Origin of the sequence: Algiphilus sp. (genome assembly GCF_023145115.1) — a bacterium.
Lineage (GTDB): Bacteria > Pseudomonadota > Gammaproteobacteria > Nevskiales > Nevskiaceae > Algiphilus.
The window spans coordinates 17,544-34,680 of sequence record NZ_JAGLEJ010000048.1 but is presented as its reverse complement, the minus strand read 5'-3'; the positions used below and the strand labels follow the sequence as shown (position 1 = coordinate 34,680).

The window sequence follows — 17,137 nt, the reverse complement described above, 5'->3', positions numbered from 1 at the left end:
TCTGCGGAGATCTGCGCAATCTGCGGCTCTCAGCCCTCGGCCCTGACGTGGCGCACCCTCCGCAAACCGCCCTACCCCCCGACGATCTCCGGCTGGGCGCCCTGTACGCGCTGGGCGCGGCGGCCTCGTTCGCGATGGTGGGGGCCTGCATCAAGACCGCCAGCGCAACCATGCCGAACGAGATGGTGGTGTTCATGCGCAACGCGGTGGCACTGGTCGCACTGCTGCCGTGGATCCTGCGCGTGCGCGTGCGCGGCCTGGCGACGCGCCACCTCGGCGGCCATCTGCTGCGCGCCGGCTTCGGACTGGCGGCGATGTACTGCTTCTTCCACGCGCTGCACCATCTCCACCTCGCGGAGGCGGTACTGCTCAACTACAGCGCACCGCTGTTCATTCCGGTGATCGCCTGGCTGTGGCTGCGCGAGGTGCCGCCGCTGGTCATCCTGCCGGTGAGCGTCTTCGGCTTCTGCGGCATCGCACTGATCGTCGACCCCGCGTCCGCCGGCCTGCTGCGCTGGCCGGCGCTGATCGGCGCGCTTTCCGGCGTGCTGGCCGCCGCCGCGATGGTGTCCATACGCCGCGTCTCGCGCACCGAGACCACTCCGCGCATCGTCTTCTACTTCTCGCTGCTCAGCACGCTCATTTCGGGGGTGCCGCTGCTCTGGGCCTGGGAGCGACCGGAAACGAGCGCATTCTGGGTGATGGTCGGCGCCGGCGTGCTGGCCCTGGTGGGCCAGCTCTGCCTGACGCGCGCCTACTCGGTGGCGCCCGCGGCGCGGGTCGGCGCCATTACCTACAGCTCGGTGGTGTTCGCGGCACTTCTGGGGTGGGCGCTGTGGGGCGAGACACCCGGCGTGCAGGCCATGGGCGGCGCCGTGCTGGTGGTGGCAGCGTGCATCCTGGCGAGCTGGCAGCAGAAGCGCGCGACGCCCGCACGGGCGTGACGACGGCGCGTCAGCCGGCGGCGTCGGGCGGCCGAAGTTCCTCGATGCGCAGCCCCTCGCGGACGGATAGCCCATCGCGCAGCTCCCGATAGGCGCGCGCGGCATCGGCCGCTGCCCCGCGCACACCCAGTTCGATATGGCGCTCCTCCTGGTCACGGTGGCGCGCGGGCAGGCTCGACAGACGAATCGCGGGATGCGCCGCCAGCAACCCTTCCATGAGGTCGAGCAGATCGCTCTCGCCGGTGGTACCTATGACGCGCAGCCGATACTCCTCGGCCGGCTCGGCGTTGTGCAGATGGCGAAGACGCTGGTCCAGCACCCACTCCAGCATCGGCCACGCCATGTCCGGGAAGCCCGGAACGAAGTACCAGCTCCCCAGCGAGAAACCGGCCACGCCGTTGACCGGGTTCGGAATCAGTTCGGCGCCTTCCGGGAACTCCGCCATGCGCAGACGCTGCGGCGTCGCACGGTCGCCGAACTTGTCGCGCAGGATGGCCGCACCCGCTTCGTGCAGCGCCAGCGCGCGCCCACCGGCGCGTGCAGCGGCCTGCCGCGTGACATCGTCCGGTGTGGCGCCTATGCCGCCGCAACTGAGCACGGCATCGCCATCCTCGCCGGCGCGCGCGAGCGAGGTGGCGATCCGGGCCTCGTCGTCGCCGAGCACCTGCGCCCAGGCCAGCTCGATGCCGCGCTCCGCGAGCATCGCGACGACCGCGGCGAAGTGCCGGTCCTGCCGCTTGCCGGAGAGGATCTCGTCGCCGATGACCAGCAGGCCGACGCGTTGCTGCGCGCGCATGCCGCCCGCTAGTCGGTCGTCCAGCCGAACTTCTCGACCGTCTCGAAGATGTCGTCCTCGCTGACGATGCCGATGACGCGCCCGCCCTGCTCGATGGTCAGGCGCGAGAACTGCTTCTCCGAGAGGATGTTGGCGGCCTCTCGGATGGTGGTCTCGGCCGGAACCGACACCAGCGGACGGGTGGCGATCTCGGACACGCGCGTCGCCGCCGGATTGCGGCTGCCGTTGACGATCTTGGTGATGATGTCGCGCTTGGTGAGGATGCCCCACTGGCCGTCGCCGTCCGGCTCGACCACGAGCGCATTGACATCGTTGTCCGCCATCACGTGCATGGCGGACTCCACCGTCTCCTCGTCGCGCACCGTGATCAGCGAGCGGGTCATGAGATCGGCAACCGCGGTCGGCACCTTGCCGGTGGCGAGCATCTCCTCCATCGGCTCGAGCAGGCGACGGATCTCGCGCTGGCGGCGCTCCTTGGCGAGCAACTCCTGCTGCTGCTGGCGCTTGGACTCGAGATCGATGGAGCCCTGCATGCGCTCGATCAGCGCGGTGGCGAACTCCGACGTCTTGACCTCGGTGGCACCCGGAATCTGGCGTGCGAAGTCATAGGTGACGACGCCGTCGGTGATGACCTCGGGGTAGGCCAGCGTGATCAGGTCGGCGGCCTCCTGCCAGCCCATGTACTCGAGCATCATGACGCCCGAGAACAGCAGTGAGCCCGGGTTGACCTTGTCGAGGTTGGCGTACTTCGGCGCGGTGCCGTGCGTCGCCTCGAACACCGCGACGTGATCGGACATGTTGGCGCCCGGCGCGATGCCGACGCCGCCGACCTCGGCCGCGATGGCGTCGGAGAGGTAGTCGCCGTTGAGGTTCATGGTGGCGAGCACGTCGAACTCCTCGGGCCGCAGCAGCATCATCTGGAACATGATGTCGGCGATGCGATCCTTGATGACGATCTTGCCTTCGGGAACCTTGCCCTTGTGCTCGTTGTAGAGCTGCTCCTCGGTGATGGTGACGTCACCGAACTCGTCGCGGGCGACCTCGTAGCCCCAGCTGCGGAAGGCGCCCTCGGTGAACTTCATGATGTTGCCCTTGTGCACCAGGGTCACCGACTCGCGCCCGTGATCGATGGCGTACTGGATGGCCTTGCGCACCAGGCGTTTGCTGCCGAACTCCGAAACCGGCTTGACGCCGAGACCGGCGGCATCGAAGAACTCGGCGCCCATCTCCTCGCGCAGGAACTTGGCGAGCCGCTCGTTCTCCTCGGTGCCCGACTTGAACTCGATGCCGCAGTAAACGTCCTCGGTGTTCTCGCGGAAGATCACGACATCGACCTTGCCGGGATGCTTGAGCGGGCTCGGCACGCCCGAGTAGTGCCGTACCGGTCGCACGCAGGCGTAGAGATCGAGATCCTGGCGCAGCGCCACGTTGAGGCTGCGGAAACCGCCGCCCACCGGCGTCGTCAGCGGCCCCTTGATGGATACGATGAGATCCTGGAAGGCCTCGAGGGACTCCTGCGGGAAGTAGTCCCCGTCGTAGAGACCCGCAGCCTTCTCGCCGAGGAACACCTCGCACCAGTGGATCCTGCGCTTCCCGCCGTAGGCCTTCTCCACGGCGGCGTCCCAGATGCGGAGACAGGCGCGGGTGATGTCCGGCCCGATTCCGTCCCCCTCCACATACCCGAGGATGGGCTGATCCGGTACGACGAGCCGATCGTTCTCGACTCGGATCTTCTCGCCGGTTTCCGGGACCTTGACGTGACGGGGCATGAAGGGTCTCCTTGAAAGCAGGGTGGTTGGGCGTTATCGGGCGAGTTTAGCACTCGCGCCCGAACGCCCACGCCCCGCTCTCCGACTAGGCGTCCCCCTCCTGCACGGCTTCGCGCAGCATGCGCTCGAGCTCGCCCTGCTCGTAGAGGTCGAGCGTGATGTCGCAGCCGCCCACCAACTCGCCCTTCACGTAGAGCTGCGGAAAGGTCGGCCAGTTGGCGTAGCCCGGCAGCGCGCGGTAGATGTCCTCGTTCTCGTAGATGTTGACGAACGCGAACGGGACCCCGCATGCCTTGAGTGCCTGCACGGCGCGCGCCGAGAAGCCGCACTGCGGGAAATCGGGCGACCCCTTCATGTAGATGAGCACCGGATTCTCGGTGACCTGCTTGGTGATGCGTTCGAGTGCGTCCATGGAATTCCTTCCTCGCGTTGCGGCGGGGGCGACAGTATAGGGAAATGCCGACCGGTCGAACGGCACCGCCGCAAGCCCCGATGCGGGCGCTTGCAGGTAATCGAACGACTCGGTTTACACTGTGAGCGGACTTTGCGATCCGATCACCGGGCAGGACAAGCCCGGCCAGCGAATGTTCCCCAGACCAGACCTCCAGGAGAGCCAAGATGGCGTTGACGCTGCCCGAACTGCCGTACGCGCGCGACGCGCTCGAGCCCCACATGTCGGCCGAAACCCTCGACTTCCACCACGGCAAGCATCACAAGACCTACGTCGACACGGCCAACAAGCTGATCAACGGTACCGAGTACGAACAGATGCCGCTCGAGGAGATCATCACCAAGTCCTCGGGGAAGCTCTTCAACCAGACCGCCCAGATCTGGAATCACAGCTTCTTCTGGCACTGCCTGACGCCCGAGCAGAAGCCGCCGGGCAAGAAGATCACCGATGCGCTGGTGCGCGAGTTCGGCGGCATCGAGGACTTCAAGAAGCAGTTCACCGAGACCGCCGTGGGTACCTTCGGCTCGGGCTGGGCGTGGCTGGTGCGCAAGGCCGACGGCTCGCTGGCCGTGACCTCGACCTCCAACGCCGGCACGCCCCTGACCAGCGGTGACCGCGCACTGCTGACCTGCGATGTCTGGGAGCACGCCTACTACATCGACTACCGCAACGCCCGCCCGAAGTACCTCGAGGCCTTCTGGTCTCTGGTCAACTGGGAGTTCGTGGAGCAGAATCTCGCCTGAAGCGTCTCCGCAGAGTTCCGATCCGCAACAGGCCGCGCATTGCGCGGCCTTTCCATTCCGGTCCCCCAACATGCCCTCGCCCCGCCACTTTCTCCGCCTGTCGGACCTGCCCGCCGAAGCGCTGCGCGCGCTGGTCACGCGCGCCATCGCGCTCAAGCGCGCCTCCGACCCGGCGCACCGGCCGCTGCTGGGGAAGGTGCTGGCGATGGTGTTCTCGAAGAGTTCCACGCGCACGCGCGTCAGCTTCGAGGCAGCCATGGCGCAGCTCGGCGGCCACGCCATCTTCCTGTCGCCGCGCGACACCCAGCTCGGCCGCGGCGAACCGGTCGGTGATACCGCGCGCGTCCTGTCATCGATGTGCGACGCCATCATGGTGCGCAACGACGCCCAGGCGCAGCAGGAAGCGATGGCCGCGGTATCGACCGTCCCCATCATCAACGGACTCTCCGAGGCCTGCCACCCCTGCCAGCTGCTCGCCGACATACAGACCATCGTCGAATGCCGCGGCGAGATCACCGGCGCGCGCGTGGCCTGGGTCGGCGACGGCAACAATGTCTGCCACTCGTGGCTCGAGGCTGCCGGCCTGTTCGGATTCGAGATGCGCGTGGCCACGCCCCGCGGCTTCGAACCGGACGCGGAATGGCAGGCGCTGGCGCGCGGCAACGCCGCCATCGGCAACGACCCCCTGGCAGCAGTGGAGAACGCCGACGTCGTGGTGACCGATGTCTGGGCGAGCATGGGGCAGGAGGAGGAGCATCAGGCGCGCTGCCGCGCTTTCTCCGGATACTGTGTCGACGACGCGATGATGGCTTCCGCGGCGCGCGAAGCCATCTTCCTGCATTGCCTGCCGGCACACCGTGGTGAGGAAGTCGCGGCATCGGTCATCGACGGCCCGCAGAGCCGGGTGTGGATGGAGGCCGAGAACCGCCTGCACGCGCAGAAGGCCCTGGTCGAGGCCCTGCTAGCGCCGCCGGGCACACCCGGTGCGGTTACACTCGTGGACTGACCGCGTCCGAACGCGCGCCACCGAGCCGATTGTCACCATGTCCGAGACCGCCCTGCCCGAAGACATCGAAACCGTCGTGGCCCACGCCGTGGCCGAGGATCTCGGCGACGGCGACCATACGGCGCGTCTGGTCCCCGATCGCGAATCGAGCGCCCGTCTGCTGGCGCGCGAGCCACTGGTGCTGTGCGGGATCCCGTGGGTCGAGGCGGTCTGCCGCCGTGTCGATCCGGCCATCCGCATCGAGTGGCAGGCCGCCGAGGGCGACAACGTCAAGGCCGGTGATGCCATCTGCGACTGGCACGGCCCGGCCCCGAGCCTGCTGACCGCGGAGCGGACCGCGCTCAACTTTCTGCAGACGCTGTCCGGTACCGCGACCGTGACGCGCCGCTTCGTCGAGCGCGTGCGCGGCACCGACGCCGAGATCGTCGACACCCGCAAGACCATTCCCGGCCTGCGCAGCGCGCAGAAGTACGCGGTGCGCTGCGGTGGCGGCCGCAATCACCGCATGGGCCTGTTCGACGCCATCCTCATCAAGGAGAATCACATCGCGGCCGCCGGCGGCATCAAGGAAGCCATCGACGCGGCGCGGGCACTGGATGCGGGTGTGCCCGTGATGTGCGAGGCCGAGAACCTCAACGAAGTACAGGCCGCCCTCGACGGCGCCGTCGACCTGCTGCTGTGCGACGACTTCGCCACGCACCTGCTGACCAAGGCGGTCGCGATGACCCGCGAGTACCGCCGCTTCAACCGGGCACAGACCATCATCGAGGCCTCCGGCGGCATCACCATCAGCAATGTGCGCGACATCGCCGACACCGGCGTGGACCGCATCTCCATCGGCGGCCTCACCAAGAACGTGCAGGCAGTGGACATCTCGATGCGCCTCAACGAGGCCCGCGAGACCGAGAATCCCGGACCGGTGCACGCACTCAGCGTCAAGATGCGCTGAGCCCCGCGTCATGCGCCCGCGCCCGCCGATCCGGCTGCGCGCCATCGCGCTGGCGGCGCTGCTCGCGCTCCCCGTCGGCAGCGCCCTCGCCGACCATCGCCGGGAAACCGTCACCCTCACGCTCGACAACGGCCGCCGCATCGCGGCCGAGCTGCGGCTGCCGAACGACTCCGGCGACACGCCGGTACCGGCGGTCATGCTCTTCGGCGGCCTGCAGAGCGCAGACCGTACGCTCGATCTGCTGCCGGATGTCGATGCCCCCATGGCCATGGCGAGCTTCGACTATCCCTACGACCCGCCCCGGAGCTTCACCTTTCCCGGCAGCATCCGGCATCTTCCGGCGGCGCGAGCCGCGATATTCGACACGCTGGAGGGCATCGGCGCCCTGTTCGACGCGCTTGTTGCCCACCCCGCCATCGACGGCGAGCGCATCACGGTCGTCGGTGCCAGCCTGGGCGCTCCCTTCGCGGTGGTGACCGCGGCACGGCACGATATTCCGGGCATGGTCGCCGTACAGGGCTACGGCAATCTGGACACGGTCATCGCGCATCAACTCGCGCTGCGTTTCGAGCCGCGCTTCGGCCGCGCCGGACGTCTTCTCGCCGATGCGCTCAGCTGGTTCATCACCGCCTATGCGCGGCTGCCCTCACCTGAGGAGCATGCGCGACAGCTGGGTCCCGACCAGCGGGCCCTGCTGGTTACGGCGCGCGACGATCGCATCATTCCGGAGCGGGCCACGAACGCCCTCTGGACGGCCATGACCGATTCACGGGCGACAGCGGCGCGACGCGATCTCGAGGGCGGACATCTTCATTCGAGCGCCGACGCGATGATCCGGCGCATCCTGGGCGAGACGCTGGCCTGGCTGCATGATGAGGGGCTGCTCTGATGCCCGCAGCGGCGGCCTGACTCAGTCCGCCTCCAGCTTGTCGCGCGCACGCGCGAGATAGTCCCGCGCCTGGCGCAGACTCTCCACGCAACCCTCGAAGTTGCGCGTGGCAAGCTGCGACTCCGCATTGTTGACGTGCATGCCGCCCTCGACAAGATCGTCGTCGCGGCTGAGCCGCCCGTCGTCCGCGCTGTGCAGCGCGCGGAACTCGCGGCTGATCTCTCCTACCCCTTCGCGGCACTGATCCTCAGCACTGCACGCGCCGAGCGCGGCAATCAGCATCAGCGCCAGTGCGAGTCTCCCCCCCGCCATGACGGTCTCCTGTATCCGTGTGCCGGATGACAGACAGTTTACGCCGGCGCGCACCAAAGTGGTACGCGCCGGCGCGATGTCGAGGCGTGATGCCGGCCCGTGGGAACGGAGCCGGGGTGCGGCGCTACTTGCGCACGCGCTCCTTGATGCGAGCGGCCTTGCCGCGCAGCTCGCGGAGATAGTAGAGCTTGGAGCGCGCCACATCGCCGTGGCGCTTGACCTTGATCTCGGCCAGCTGCGGGCTGTAGGTCTGGAAGACGCGCTCGACGCCCTCGCCATGCGAGATCTTGCGCACGGTGAAGGCGGAGTTCAGGCCGCGGTTGCGAATCGCGATGACGACGCCCTCGAAGGCCTGCAGGCGCTCGCGATCGCCCTCCTTCACCTTGACCTTGACCTCGACCGTGTCGCCCGCCCGGAAAGCCGGGATCTCGCGCTGCATCTGCTCGGCTTCGAGCTCCTGGATGATGTTCGTCATGCTTCTTCGTTCCTGACCGTCTTGTTCTGGCACTGCGCTATGAATTCACTGAGCAGCGCCCTGGATTCCGCGTTCAATTCGACGCCCTCGAGCAGGTCGGGGCGCTTCAGCCATGTCGCTCCGAGCGCCTGCTGCAGCCGCCAGCGCGCGATACGCGCGTGATCGCCGGAAAGCAGAACCTCGGGGACCGACTCCCCGCGCCACGTCGCGGGGCGCGTATAGTGCGGGCAATCGAGCAAATCTTCAACAAATGAGTCCTCCCGGGCCGACGACTGGTGCCCGAGCACGCCCGGCAGCAGCCTGGCAACGCCGTCGATGACGGCCATCGCCGCCAGTTCGCCGCCGGAGAGCACGAAGTCCCCGAGACTCAGTTCGAGGTCGACCGCGCGCACGATGCGCTCGTCGAGCCCTTCGTAACGACCGCAGAGCAGGGTCAGCGCCGGTCGCTCGGCCAGTCGTTGCAGCCAGTGCTGATCGAGGCGCTCGCCCTGGGGACTCATCGCGACCACCAGCGTGTCAGGCTGCGCGGCGCGTGCGGCTTCCACGGCCGCGATGACCGGAGGTGCCTGCATCACCATCCCGGGCCCGCCGCCGAAGGGACGATCGTCCACCGTGCGATGCGCATTGTCGGCGTGATCGCGCGGATTGCGGGTCGCCAGCGAGAGCGCCCCGCTGTGGCGCGCGATCCTCGGGATGCCGTGGCCGAGGGCCTGCTCGATCATCTCCGGAAAGAGCGTTATGACATCGATGTGCACGTGGAATGCCTCCCGGAACTCGGCAGCGGTGGCGCCGGCCCGGTCGGGGCGGCACGGGAAGCGAGGCGGAACGCGGATGCATCCCGGCCCGCGCGCGACCGTGCTAGCCCTCTTCCTCGAGTTCCCAGTCGACTTCGATGCGGCGCGCCGGCAGGTCCACGCTCTTCACGATCGGGCCCTGCACGAACGGCAGGAGATGCTCGCGTGAGCCGGCCTTGACCACCAGCACGTCCTGGGCGCCGGTCTCGAGAAGGCGATCCACCTGCCCGAGCACGATCTCCTCGGTGGTCACTACCTGCATGCCGAGCAAATCGGCCCAGTAGTATTCGCCCTCTGCGGGCTCGGGAAGCGAGCTCCGCTCGATCTGCACCTCTTCGCCGACCAGCTCCTCGGCGATCTCGCGATCCTCGATGCCCTTGAGCTGGACGATGAATCCGCGCCCGCTGGCCCGGTAGTCGAGCCGTGCGAGCTCGACGCCGCGGATCAGCCACGGCCCGTAGCTGAAGATGTTCTCGGCCGGCCGGGTGAAGGACTGCACACGCACCCAGCCGCGCACGCCGTGCACGCCGGTGATGCGGCCGAGCGTCACCCAGCGCTCCGTAACAGGCTTACCGAACCCGTCCAATGTCAGCTCCGCTTCCGCGGCAAAATCAGGCTGCTGCCGTCTCCGCCGGCACGGCTTCGGGAGCCGAGCGCGCCAGCGACTTCACACGCTCGGAGACCTGCGCGCCCTTCTGGCGCCAGGCATCGAGCTTCTGCCCATCAAGCTCCAGCTCCTTCTCGCCACCGGTGGCGGACGGATTGAAGTAGCCCAGCCGCTCGATGAAGCGGCCGTCACGACGGCTGCGGCTGTCGGTGGCAACGATGTGATAGAACGGGCGCTTCTTGGAGCCGGCGCGCGCGAGACGAATCTTGACCATTGAGTAATATATCCGATGAGGGGTGCTGCTCAGTCGGATATTGTAGTCGTTCCGCCCGAAAATTAAACCCCTCCGCCTCGAGCTGAGGCCGGGCGAGGTCGCCGGGCGCCCGCGCGGCGGGCGATGCGGCGATTCCGGTCAGCGCCGCTTCTTCCGCTTGTTCCGGCTCTTGGGCTTTCCGCCCCCCCCGCGCCCACCGGACCCGAGCTGGGGCAGCCCGCCGCCCGCGCCGGCGCCGGGCATACCGCTCATGCCACCCATGCCGCCCTGCATCCCGCGGAGCATGCGCGCCATGCCGCCACCGGCGACCTTCTTCATCATGTCGCGCGACTGCTCGAACTGACGGAGCAGGCGATTGACATCCTGGACCTGCGTGCCGCTGCCGGCGGCGATGCGCCGACGGTGCGAGGCCCGGATGCGGTCGGGGAAACGGCGCTCCAGCGGGGTCATCGAATTGATGATGGCAACCGAGCGACCGATTTCCTTCTCGGGGTTCTGCTGCGCGAGCTTGGCCTGCATCTGCGCGCCGCCGGGCATCTTCTCGAGCAGGCTGGCGACGCCGCCCATCTTCTCCATCTGGAGCATCTGCTCGCGGAAATCGGCGAGATCGAAGCCGCCCTTGCCGCGCAGCTTCTGCGCGAGCTTCTCCGCCTGATCGCGATCGACCTTGTCGACCGTCTCCTCGATGAGCGACAGCATGTCGCCCTGCCCGAGAATGCGTGCGGCGATCCGGTCCGGGTGGAACGCCTCCAGCTTGTCCAGCTTCTCGCCGGCGCCGAGAAACTTGATGGGCGCGCCGGTAACCTCGCGGACCGACAGCGCAGCGCCGCCGCGCGCATCGCCGTCGACCTTGGTGAGGACCACACCGGTCAGCGGCAGACGGTCGGCAAAGGCGCGCGCCGTGTTGGCAGCATCCTGACCGGTCATGCTGTCCACCACGAACAGCGTCTCGGCGGGCTCCAGCGCGCCGTGGAGCTCGCCGATCTCCCGCATCATGGCTTCGTCGATGCCGGTGCGGCCGGCGCTGTCGACGATCAGCACATCGAGCACATCGTGTCGCGCCTGTTCGAGCGCCCGCCGCGCGATGACGGTGGGCGATTCGCCGGCCTCGCTCTCGAGGAAGCGCACGTCGGCCTGGCCCGCGACCACGCGCAGCTGCTCGATGGCGGCCGGTCGATAGACGTCGCACGACACTACCGCAACCTGCTTTTTCTGCACTTCGCGCAGATGGCGCGCGAGCTTTCCGGTCGTCGTGGTCTTGCCCGAGCCCTGCAGACCGGCCATGAGGATCACCACCGGCGGCTGGGCCCGCAGGTTGAGCGGTACTGCCTCGCGGCCGAGCGTGGTGGTGAGCTCTTCCTGCACGATGCGCAGGAACTGCTGGCCGGGCGTCAGGCTCTTGGCGACCTCGGCCCCGATCGCGCGCTCGCGCACCCGCTCGATGAAGCCGCGCACGACCGGCAGCGCCACATCCGCCTCGAGCAGCGCCATGCGCAGATCGCGCGCCGCGCGGGCGACATCGTCCTCGCTCAGCCGGCCGGCGCCGGTGATGGCCTTCAGGGATGCCGACAGGCGGTCGCTCAGACTCTCGAACATGGTGCGGTCGGTCGGATGTGGGTCGCGTAGCCTACGACAAACGGGCCGGCCCGGGCGCCATCGCGATGACCACGGGCAGGGCCGCTAGACCTCCAGCACGTCGCCGATCGCGAGGTGGTGGTAGTCCCATCCCGCCAGCGCCCCGGCGCACTGCGCCTCGATGCGTTCGCCCCTGCCGGGCTTGTGGTGCGTGATGTGCACCGTCGGCCGGTGCCGCAGACGCGCGAGCTGCTCGCCCAGCAACCGCGGGGTGTAGTGCCGCGACGCGCGGCCCAGGCCGGCCTGCTCGTCACTGTAGGCCACCTCGATGACCAGATGATCGAGCCGTTCCAGTCGGTTGAGCGCCCGCCAGAACGGCGTGCAGGCGGTGGTATCCCCGGAATAGACCAGCGTGCCGGTGGCGGTCTCCACGGCATACCCGCAGGCGGGCACCGTGTGTCGCGCCGGCACCGGCGTGATGCGCGCGCCGTCCACGTCGACCGCCTGCCCGATGCGCACGCGATGCATCGCCAGGGTTGCGTCCTGATAGTGGCCGAGCTTGGCGAAATCGGGCCATATCTGCCAGTTGAAGATGTGCGCGCGCAGGGTGCGGATCACCGATGCCCGGGCATGCACCTGGAGTGTGGGCGCGGCCTGCGAGAAGCGCGTATCGGCGAGGAAGGCCAATCCCGCGATGTGGTCGAGATGGGCGTGCGTGAGGAAGACATTGCGCAGGCGCGTCATGGCATCGAGCGACAGACGCCCGACGCCGGTGCCGGCATCGATCAGCGTGTGATCGCCGAGCAGGAAGGCCGTGGTGTGCCCGCCGCTGCCCAGCCCCCCACTGCATCCGAGTACGCGAAACTCCATAACGACGCCGTTCCTCCGGGCCCCCGACGCGGGCGCGCCAAAGCGCGTCGCGACTAGTTACCATTCCCGTTGTCCGAGTGTACGCGAGTACTGTCGATGATCTTCGCAGGCCTGTGCGTGGTTGCCTACGGCGTGGCGGCCTTCGCGGCCCACCGCGCCCGGCGCGCGCTGCTGTTCGGCGCCGGCAGTGCCGCGGTGCTGCTGCACGCCGTCGCGCTGCTGGGCGACGTGTTCCACGACGGCGTTCTCCACATCGGCCTGCTCGAGGCGGTCTCGCTGGTCCTGTGGCAGGCCTCGCTCCTGCTGCTGCTGTCCTGGCGCTTCATGCCGGTGGTGCTGCTGGCGATGATCACCTTCCCGCTGTCCGGCGCGATGGCCATCATCGCCGCCTGGCCGACCGCGACGCAGACCGGCGCCTCGGTGGAGGGCTGGCCGCTGCAGCTTCATGTCGGGCTCTCCGTGTTCGCGGCGGGCCTGTTCACGCTGGCGGCGCTGCAATCGATCCTGCTGGCATTCCAGAGTCGCTATCTGCACAGCGGCGCCGATCCGGGTGGACTGCGCAACCTGCCCCCGCTGCAGAGCATGGAGAGCGCCCTGTTCGGCGCCCTGTGGCTGGCCTGGGGCATGCTCAGCGCATCGCTGCTGACCGGCATCCTCTTCGTGGACGACCTGCTGGCCCAGCACCTGGTCCACAAGACGGTGCTGTCGGTGGTGTCCTGGGCAGTCTTCCTGATGCTGCTGTGGGGCCACTGGCGCTACGGCTGGCGGGGACGCACCGCGCTGCGGTGGACCTGGACCGGCTACGCGGTGCTGCTCACTGCCTACTTCGGCAGCAAGTTCGTGCTGGAGGCCCTGCTGGGCCAGCACTGGGGCTGAAGCCGACGCGCTGGACGATGGCCGGCGGCGTCCGGCTACAATGATCGGCCTGTACCGCGACGACGCCGCTTTTGAACGAGATTCCCTTATCGGCCCTGTTCAGCTTGCTGGCAGTGCTGATCGTGTTGTCGGGCTTCTTCTCCGGATCGGAGACGGGGCTGATGACCATCAATCGGTACCGTCTGGCGCACCGTGCGAACCAGGGCGACCGCGGTTCCAGGCTTGCCCAGCATCTCCTGCAGCGGCCCGATCGGCTCATCGGCCTGATCCTGCTGGGCAACAATCTCGTCAACATCCTGGCGGCCTCCATCGCCACCATCATCGGCCTGCGCCTGTTCGGCGAGGCGGGCATCGCCATTGCGTCGGGCGCGCTCACGCTGGTGATCCTCCTGTTCGGCGAGGTCGCCCCCAAGACACTGGCAGCGCTCTATCCGGAGCGCGTGGCGCTGCCCGCCTCCTACGTCTACTGGGTGCTGATGCGCCTGCTGTGGCCACTGGTGTGGCTGGTCAACGTCATCGGCAACGGCCTGCTGCGCCTGCTCGGTGTCACTCCGGAGGATGCCGCCCAGCACTCGCTGTCGTCGGAGGAACTGCGCTCGGTGGTGGCGGAGGCCGGCGCGATGATCCCGAACCGCCACCAGGCGATGCTGCTGTCCATACTCGATCTCGAGAAATCGACCGTCGAGGACATCATGATCCCGCGCAACGAGATCGTCGGCATCGACCTCGAACAGGACGATGCCCGCATCGCCGAGCAGATCACGGGCAGCGAACACACGCGCCTGCCGCTCTACCGCGGCTCGATCGACGACCTCGTCGGCGTCATTCATGTCCGCAACGTGCTCAAGCTCGCCTCGTCCAGCGGCGACCTGAGCGGCGCCGCACTGGCACGCACCGCGGTCGAGCCCTACTTCGTGCTGGAAGGCACCCCGCTCAACCAGCAGCTGCTCAACTTCCAGAACCAGAAGCGCCGCATCGGCTTCGTCGTCGACGAGTACGGGGACATCCAGGGTCTGGTGACGCTCGCCGACATCCTCGAGGAGATCGTCGGCGAGTTCACCTCCGACCCCGCAACGCGCATCCGCAACGTCTACCGCGACAGCGACGGCAGCTACCTGGTGCACGGCACGGTGAGCGTACGCAGCCTCAATCGCTCCTTCGGCTGGAAGCTGCCCACGGCCGGACCGCGCACCGTCAACGGACTGATCCTCGAATCGATGGAGACCATCCCCAAGCCCGGGGATCGCATCATGCTCAAGAACTACTCGGTCGAGATCACGGAGACGCGCGGCAACGCGGTACGCACCGCGCGCGTGCGCCCGGGCACCGAATAGTCGAGCTCAGTCCGCGTCCGCTGCCGCCTCGAGCGCTTCCTGCAGCCGCGCCACCGCCCGCACCTCGATATCCAGCTTCACGGCCCGCCGCGGCTTGTTGGCCGCCGGGACGATCGCGCGCCTGAAGCCCTGCTTGGCGGCCTCGCGCAGGCGCTCCTCGCCCTGCTGGACGGGCCGGATCTCGCCGGCAAGGCCGACTTCGCCGAAGACCACGGTGCCGGGGGCCAGGGCGCGGCCGCGCAGGGAGGACACCGCAGCCAGCAGCACCGGCAGGTCGGCCGCGGTCTCGCCGATGCGCATGCCGCCGACAACATTCGCGAACACGTCCTGATCGGCCAGCGCGATGCCGCCGTGGCGATGCAGCACGGCGATCAGCATGGCCAGCCGGCCGGCGTCGGTGCCCTGGGTGACGCGGCGCGGATGGCCGCTCTGCGCGGCGTCGACCAGTGCCTGCACCTCGACCAGCAGCGGCCGGCTGCCCTGAAGCGCCACGGTGACGGCGCTGCCCGGCACCGGCTCGGCGTGGCGGGAGAGGAAGATGGCCGACGGATTGGGGACCTCGCGCAGGCCCGACTCCTCCATCGCGAACACGCCGAGTTCGTTGACCGCGCCGAAGCGGTTCTTGACCGCGCGCACCACCCGGAAGCGGCTGCCGGCATCGTGCTCGAAGTAGAGCACGGTATCGACCATGTGCTCGAGCACGCGCGGGCCGGCGATGGCGCCCTCCTTGGTGACGTGACCGACCAGGACGATGGTGCAGCCGCTGCGCTTGGCATAGGCCACCAGCTGGGAAGCCGTCTCGCGCAGCTGCGATACCGACCCCGCTGCCGATTCCACGCGCTCGCTATGCAGCGTCTGGATCGAATCGACCACCAGCAGCCCCGGCCGCGCCTGCTCGGCCGCGGCGACGATGTCCTCGACGCCGGTCTCCGACAGCACCGGCAGGTCGAGACGCGGCAGACCGAGCCGGCGCGCCCGCAGCGCGACCTGCGAGGGCGATTCCTCGCCGGTGACGTACAGCGTGGCTCCGCCCTCCTGCATGCGCGCCAGTACCTGCAGCAGCAGGGTCGACTTGCCTATGCCGGGATCGCCGCCGATGAGCACGACGCCGCCGGCGACGAAACCGCCGCCCAGCACGCGGTCGAACTCCTGCATGCCGGTGCCCGAACGCGGCAGCGCATCCTCGGCGACCTCGGACAGGATCTGCACACCGGCCGCCGGTGCGCGACCGGCGGCGGCAGCGCCGCGCGCCGCCGACCGGGCCGGCGCGGTCTGCTCGGCCATGCTGTTCCAGGCGCCGCATTCGGGGCACTGCCCCGCCCACTGCGGCGAGGTGGCGGCGCACTGCTGGCAGACGAACTGCTTCCGCCCGCGGGCCATGTCAGTCGCGCGCCGTGCCGGCCGCGTCAGGCACTGTCCGCCGGGCTCAGATCCGGACTTGCGGCGAGCTCGCGGGCGATGTCCTCGCCGATGCGCGCCGGAAGCCCCTTGCGCGCCTCGATGATCGCGACATCGATCGCATTGGCGAAGGCCATGGCATCGGCGCTGCCGTGCGACTTGATGACCACGCCGCGCAGCCCCAGCAGACTGGCACCGTTGTAGCGACGCGGATCGATGCGCGCACCCAGCCGCTTGAGAACCGGCCAGGCGGCGGCGCCCGCGAGGCGGCTCCACCAGCGCTCGGAGAAGGTGCGGACCATGATGTCCTTGATGAAGCCGGCGACGCCCTCCGCGCTCTTCAGCGCGACGTTGCCGACGAAACCGTCGCTCACCACCACATCCGCCGCGTCGCCGAAGATGTCGTTGGCCTCGACGTAGCCGACATAGTTCAGTCGCGAGGCGCGCAGCAGCTCCTGGGCGCGGTGGATGGCGTCTACGCCCTTCATCTCCTCCTCGCCGATGTTCAGCAGTGCGACGCGGGGCGACTCCCTGCCGTCGACCGCACGCGCCAGCACCGACCCCATCACCGCGAACTCGAAGAGGTGCTCGGGCGTGCAGGCGGCGTTGGCGCCGAGGTCGAGGAGATAGGTATGCCCCTGCTTCGCGGGCAGCGCCGACACGATCGCCGGTCGGTCGATCCCGGGCAGCGTCTTCAGGACGAAACGGGCGATGGCCATCAGCGCGCCGGTGTTGCCGGCACTGACGGCGGCGTCGGCATCGCCGCGATGGACGAGGTTGATGGCGACGCGCATCGAGCTGTCCTTCTTGGCGCGCAGCGCGCGCGAAGGCAGCTCGTCCATGAGCACGACCTCGGAGCTGTGCGTGATCGAGAGGCGCGCCTCGGTGCCGAGGCCGGCGGCGTCGAGCTGCTGGCGCAGCTGCGCCTGGTCGCCCACCAGCGTCAGCGTGACGTCATCGTGACGCTGCAGGCACAACGACACCGCGGCGACGACGGCTTCCAGACCGTTGTCGCCGCTCATCGCATCGATCGCCACCCGCACCGGTGGCGTGGCCGGGCTGTCGGTCACGGACG

At 68.7% G+C, this 17,137-nt stretch carries 19 protein-coding genes; 7 read left to right on the top strand and 12 right to left on the bottom strand.

Features of this window, described 5'->3' with window-relative positions:
- The first annotated feature begins 47 nt into the window (after positions 1-47).
- Positions 48-944, top strand: coding sequence for a DMT family transporter (locus KAH28_RS16035; RefSeq protein ID WP_290578365.1), 897 nt, complete (start codon positions 48-50; stop codon positions 942-944).
- A gap of 10 nt (positions 945-954) precedes the next feature.
- Here the strand turns inward: KAH28_RS16035 and KAH28_RS16030 are convergent, their stop codons facing one another.
- The 3 genes from KAH28_RS16030 to grxD all read right to left on the bottom strand — a co-directional run bounded on the left by KAH28_RS16030 (position 955) and on the right by grxD (position 3,921).
- Positions 955-1,740, bottom strand: a complete 786-nt coding sequence (locus KAH28_RS16030; RefSeq protein ID WP_290578363.1) for a molybdopterin-binding protein — start codon at positions 1,738-1,740, stop codon at positions 955-957.
- Between the two features lie 8 nt (positions 1,741-1,748).
- A complete protein-coding gene (gene icd, locus KAH28_RS16020; RefSeq protein WP_366918217.1) occupies positions 1,749-3,509 on the bottom strand; it encodes an isocitrate dehydrogenase (NADP(+)) in 1,761 nt (586 codons plus the stop codon).
- An 85-nt stretch (positions 3,510-3,594) separates the two neighbouring features.
- Positions 3,595-3,921, bottom strand: a complete 327-nt coding sequence (grxD, locus tag KAH28_RS16015; protein ID WP_290578361.1) for a Grx4 family monothiol glutaredoxin — start codon at positions 3,919-3,921, stop codon at positions 3,595-3,597.
- A gap of 206 nt (positions 3,922-4,127) precedes the next feature.
- On the opposite strand from grxD, the gene KAH28_RS16010 reads away from it, so the two are divergent.
- From KAH28_RS16010 to KAH28_RS15995, 4 genes are all read left to right on the top strand, one after another.
- On the top strand, positions 4,128-4,703 hold the full coding sequence (locus tag KAH28_RS16010) for a Fe-Mn family superoxide dismutase (protein ID WP_290578359.1): 576 nt from the start codon (positions 4,128-4,130) through the stop codon (positions 4,701-4,703).
- Positions 4,704-4,773: 70 nt separating this feature from the next.
- The gene (gene argF, locus KAH28_RS16005) at positions 4,774-5,709 is read left to right on the top strand and encodes an ornithine carbamoyltransferase (RefSeq protein ID WP_290578357.1); all 936 of its coding nucleotides are present in this window, start codon (positions 4,774-4,776) and stop codon (positions 5,707-5,709) included.
- 37 nt (positions 5,710-5,746) lie between these two features.
- Positions 5,747-6,658 carry a carboxylating nicotinate-nucleotide diphosphorylase gene (nadC, locus tag KAH28_RS16000; protein ID WP_290578355.1) on the top strand — a complete coding sequence of 304 codons (912 nt, stop codon included), beginning with the start codon at positions 5,747-5,749 and terminating at the stop codon, positions 6,656-6,658.
- Positions 6,659-6,668: 10 nt separating this feature from the next.
- Entirely contained in the window at positions 6,669-7,547 is an 879-nt protein-coding gene (locus tag KAH28_RS15995) for a hypothetical protein (RefSeq protein ID WP_290578353.1), read from the top strand.
- Between the two features lie 21 nt (positions 7,548-7,568).
- Here the strand turns inward: KAH28_RS15995 and KAH28_RS15990 are convergent, their stop codons facing one another.
- From KAH28_RS15990 to KAH28_RS15960, 7 genes are all read right to left on the bottom strand, one after another.
- Positions 7,569-7,859 carry a hypothetical protein gene (locus KAH28_RS15990; RefSeq protein WP_290578351.1) on the bottom strand — a complete coding sequence of 97 codons (291 nt, stop codon included), beginning with the start codon at positions 7,857-7,859 and terminating at the stop codon, positions 7,569-7,571.
- Positions 7,860-7,983: 124 nt separating this feature from the next.
- Positions 7,984-8,334: a 50S ribosomal protein L19 gene (rplS, locus tag KAH28_RS15985; RefSeq protein WP_290578349.1), complete on the bottom strand. Its 351-nt coding sequence runs from the start codon at positions 8,332-8,334 to the stop codon at positions 7,984-7,986.
- Positions 8,331-9,089: a tRNA (guanosine(37)-N1)-methyltransferase TrmD gene (gene trmD, locus KAH28_RS15980; protein WP_290578347.1), complete on the bottom strand. Its 759-nt coding sequence runs from the start codon at positions 9,087-9,089 to the stop codon at positions 8,331-8,333. The genes rplS and trmD overlap by 4 nt, the downstream gene beginning before the upstream one ends.
- Before the next feature lie 103 nt (positions 9,090-9,192).
- Complete coding sequence (rimM, locus tag KAH28_RS15975) at positions 9,193-9,714, bottom strand: ribosome maturation factor RimM (protein WP_366918216.1); 522 nt, start codon at positions 9,712-9,714, stop codon at positions 9,193-9,195.
- A 25-nt stretch (positions 9,715-9,739) separates the two neighbouring features.
- A complete protein-coding gene (gene rpsP / locus KAH28_RS15970; RefSeq protein ID WP_290578343.1) occupies positions 9,740-10,009 on the bottom strand; it encodes a 30S ribosomal protein S16 in 270 nt (89 codons plus the stop codon).
- Between the two features lie 138 nt (positions 10,010-10,147).
- On the bottom strand, positions 10,148-11,605 hold the full coding sequence (gene ffh / locus KAH28_RS15965; RefSeq protein WP_290578341.1) for a signal recognition particle protein: 1,458 nt from the start codon (positions 11,603-11,605) through the stop codon (positions 10,148-10,150).
- Between the two features lie 84 nt (positions 11,606-11,689).
- Positions 11,690-12,454, bottom strand: coding sequence for a 3',5'-cyclic-nucleotide phosphodiesterase (locus KAH28_RS15960; protein ID WP_290578339.1), 765 nt, complete (start codon positions 12,452-12,454; stop codon positions 11,690-11,692).
- A gap of 96 nt (positions 12,455-12,550) precedes the next feature.
- Between KAH28_RS15960 and ccsA the strand changes: the two genes are divergently transcribed.
- A complete protein-coding gene (gene ccsA, locus KAH28_RS15955) occupies positions 12,551-13,330 on the top strand; it encodes a cytochrome c biogenesis protein CcsA (protein ID WP_290578337.1) in 780 nt (259 codons plus the stop codon).
- A gap of 71 nt (positions 13,331-13,401) precedes the next feature.
- Positions 13,402-14,664 (top strand): HlyC/CorC family transporter, encoded by a 1,263-nt coding sequence (locus tag KAH28_RS15950; protein WP_290578335.1) that lies wholly within the window; start codon positions 13,402-13,404, stop codon positions 14,662-14,664.
- 6 nt (positions 14,665-14,670) lie between these two features.
- On the opposite strand, the gene radA is transcribed toward KAH28_RS15950, so the two are convergent.
- Together radA and plsX are read right to left on the bottom strand one after the other, a co-directional pair.
- Positions 14,671-16,044, bottom strand: a complete 1,374-nt coding sequence (gene radA, locus KAH28_RS15945; RefSeq protein WP_290578333.1) for a DNA repair protein RadA — start codon at positions 16,042-16,044, stop codon at positions 14,671-14,673.
- Between the two features lie 26 nt (positions 16,045-16,070).
- Positions 16,071-17,132 (bottom strand): phosphate acyltransferase PlsX, encoded by a 1,062-nt coding sequence (gene plsX, locus KAH28_RS15940; protein ID WP_290578331.1) that lies wholly within the window; start codon positions 17,130-17,132, stop codon positions 16,071-16,073.
- Positions 17,133-17,137 lie beyond the last annotated feature (5 nt).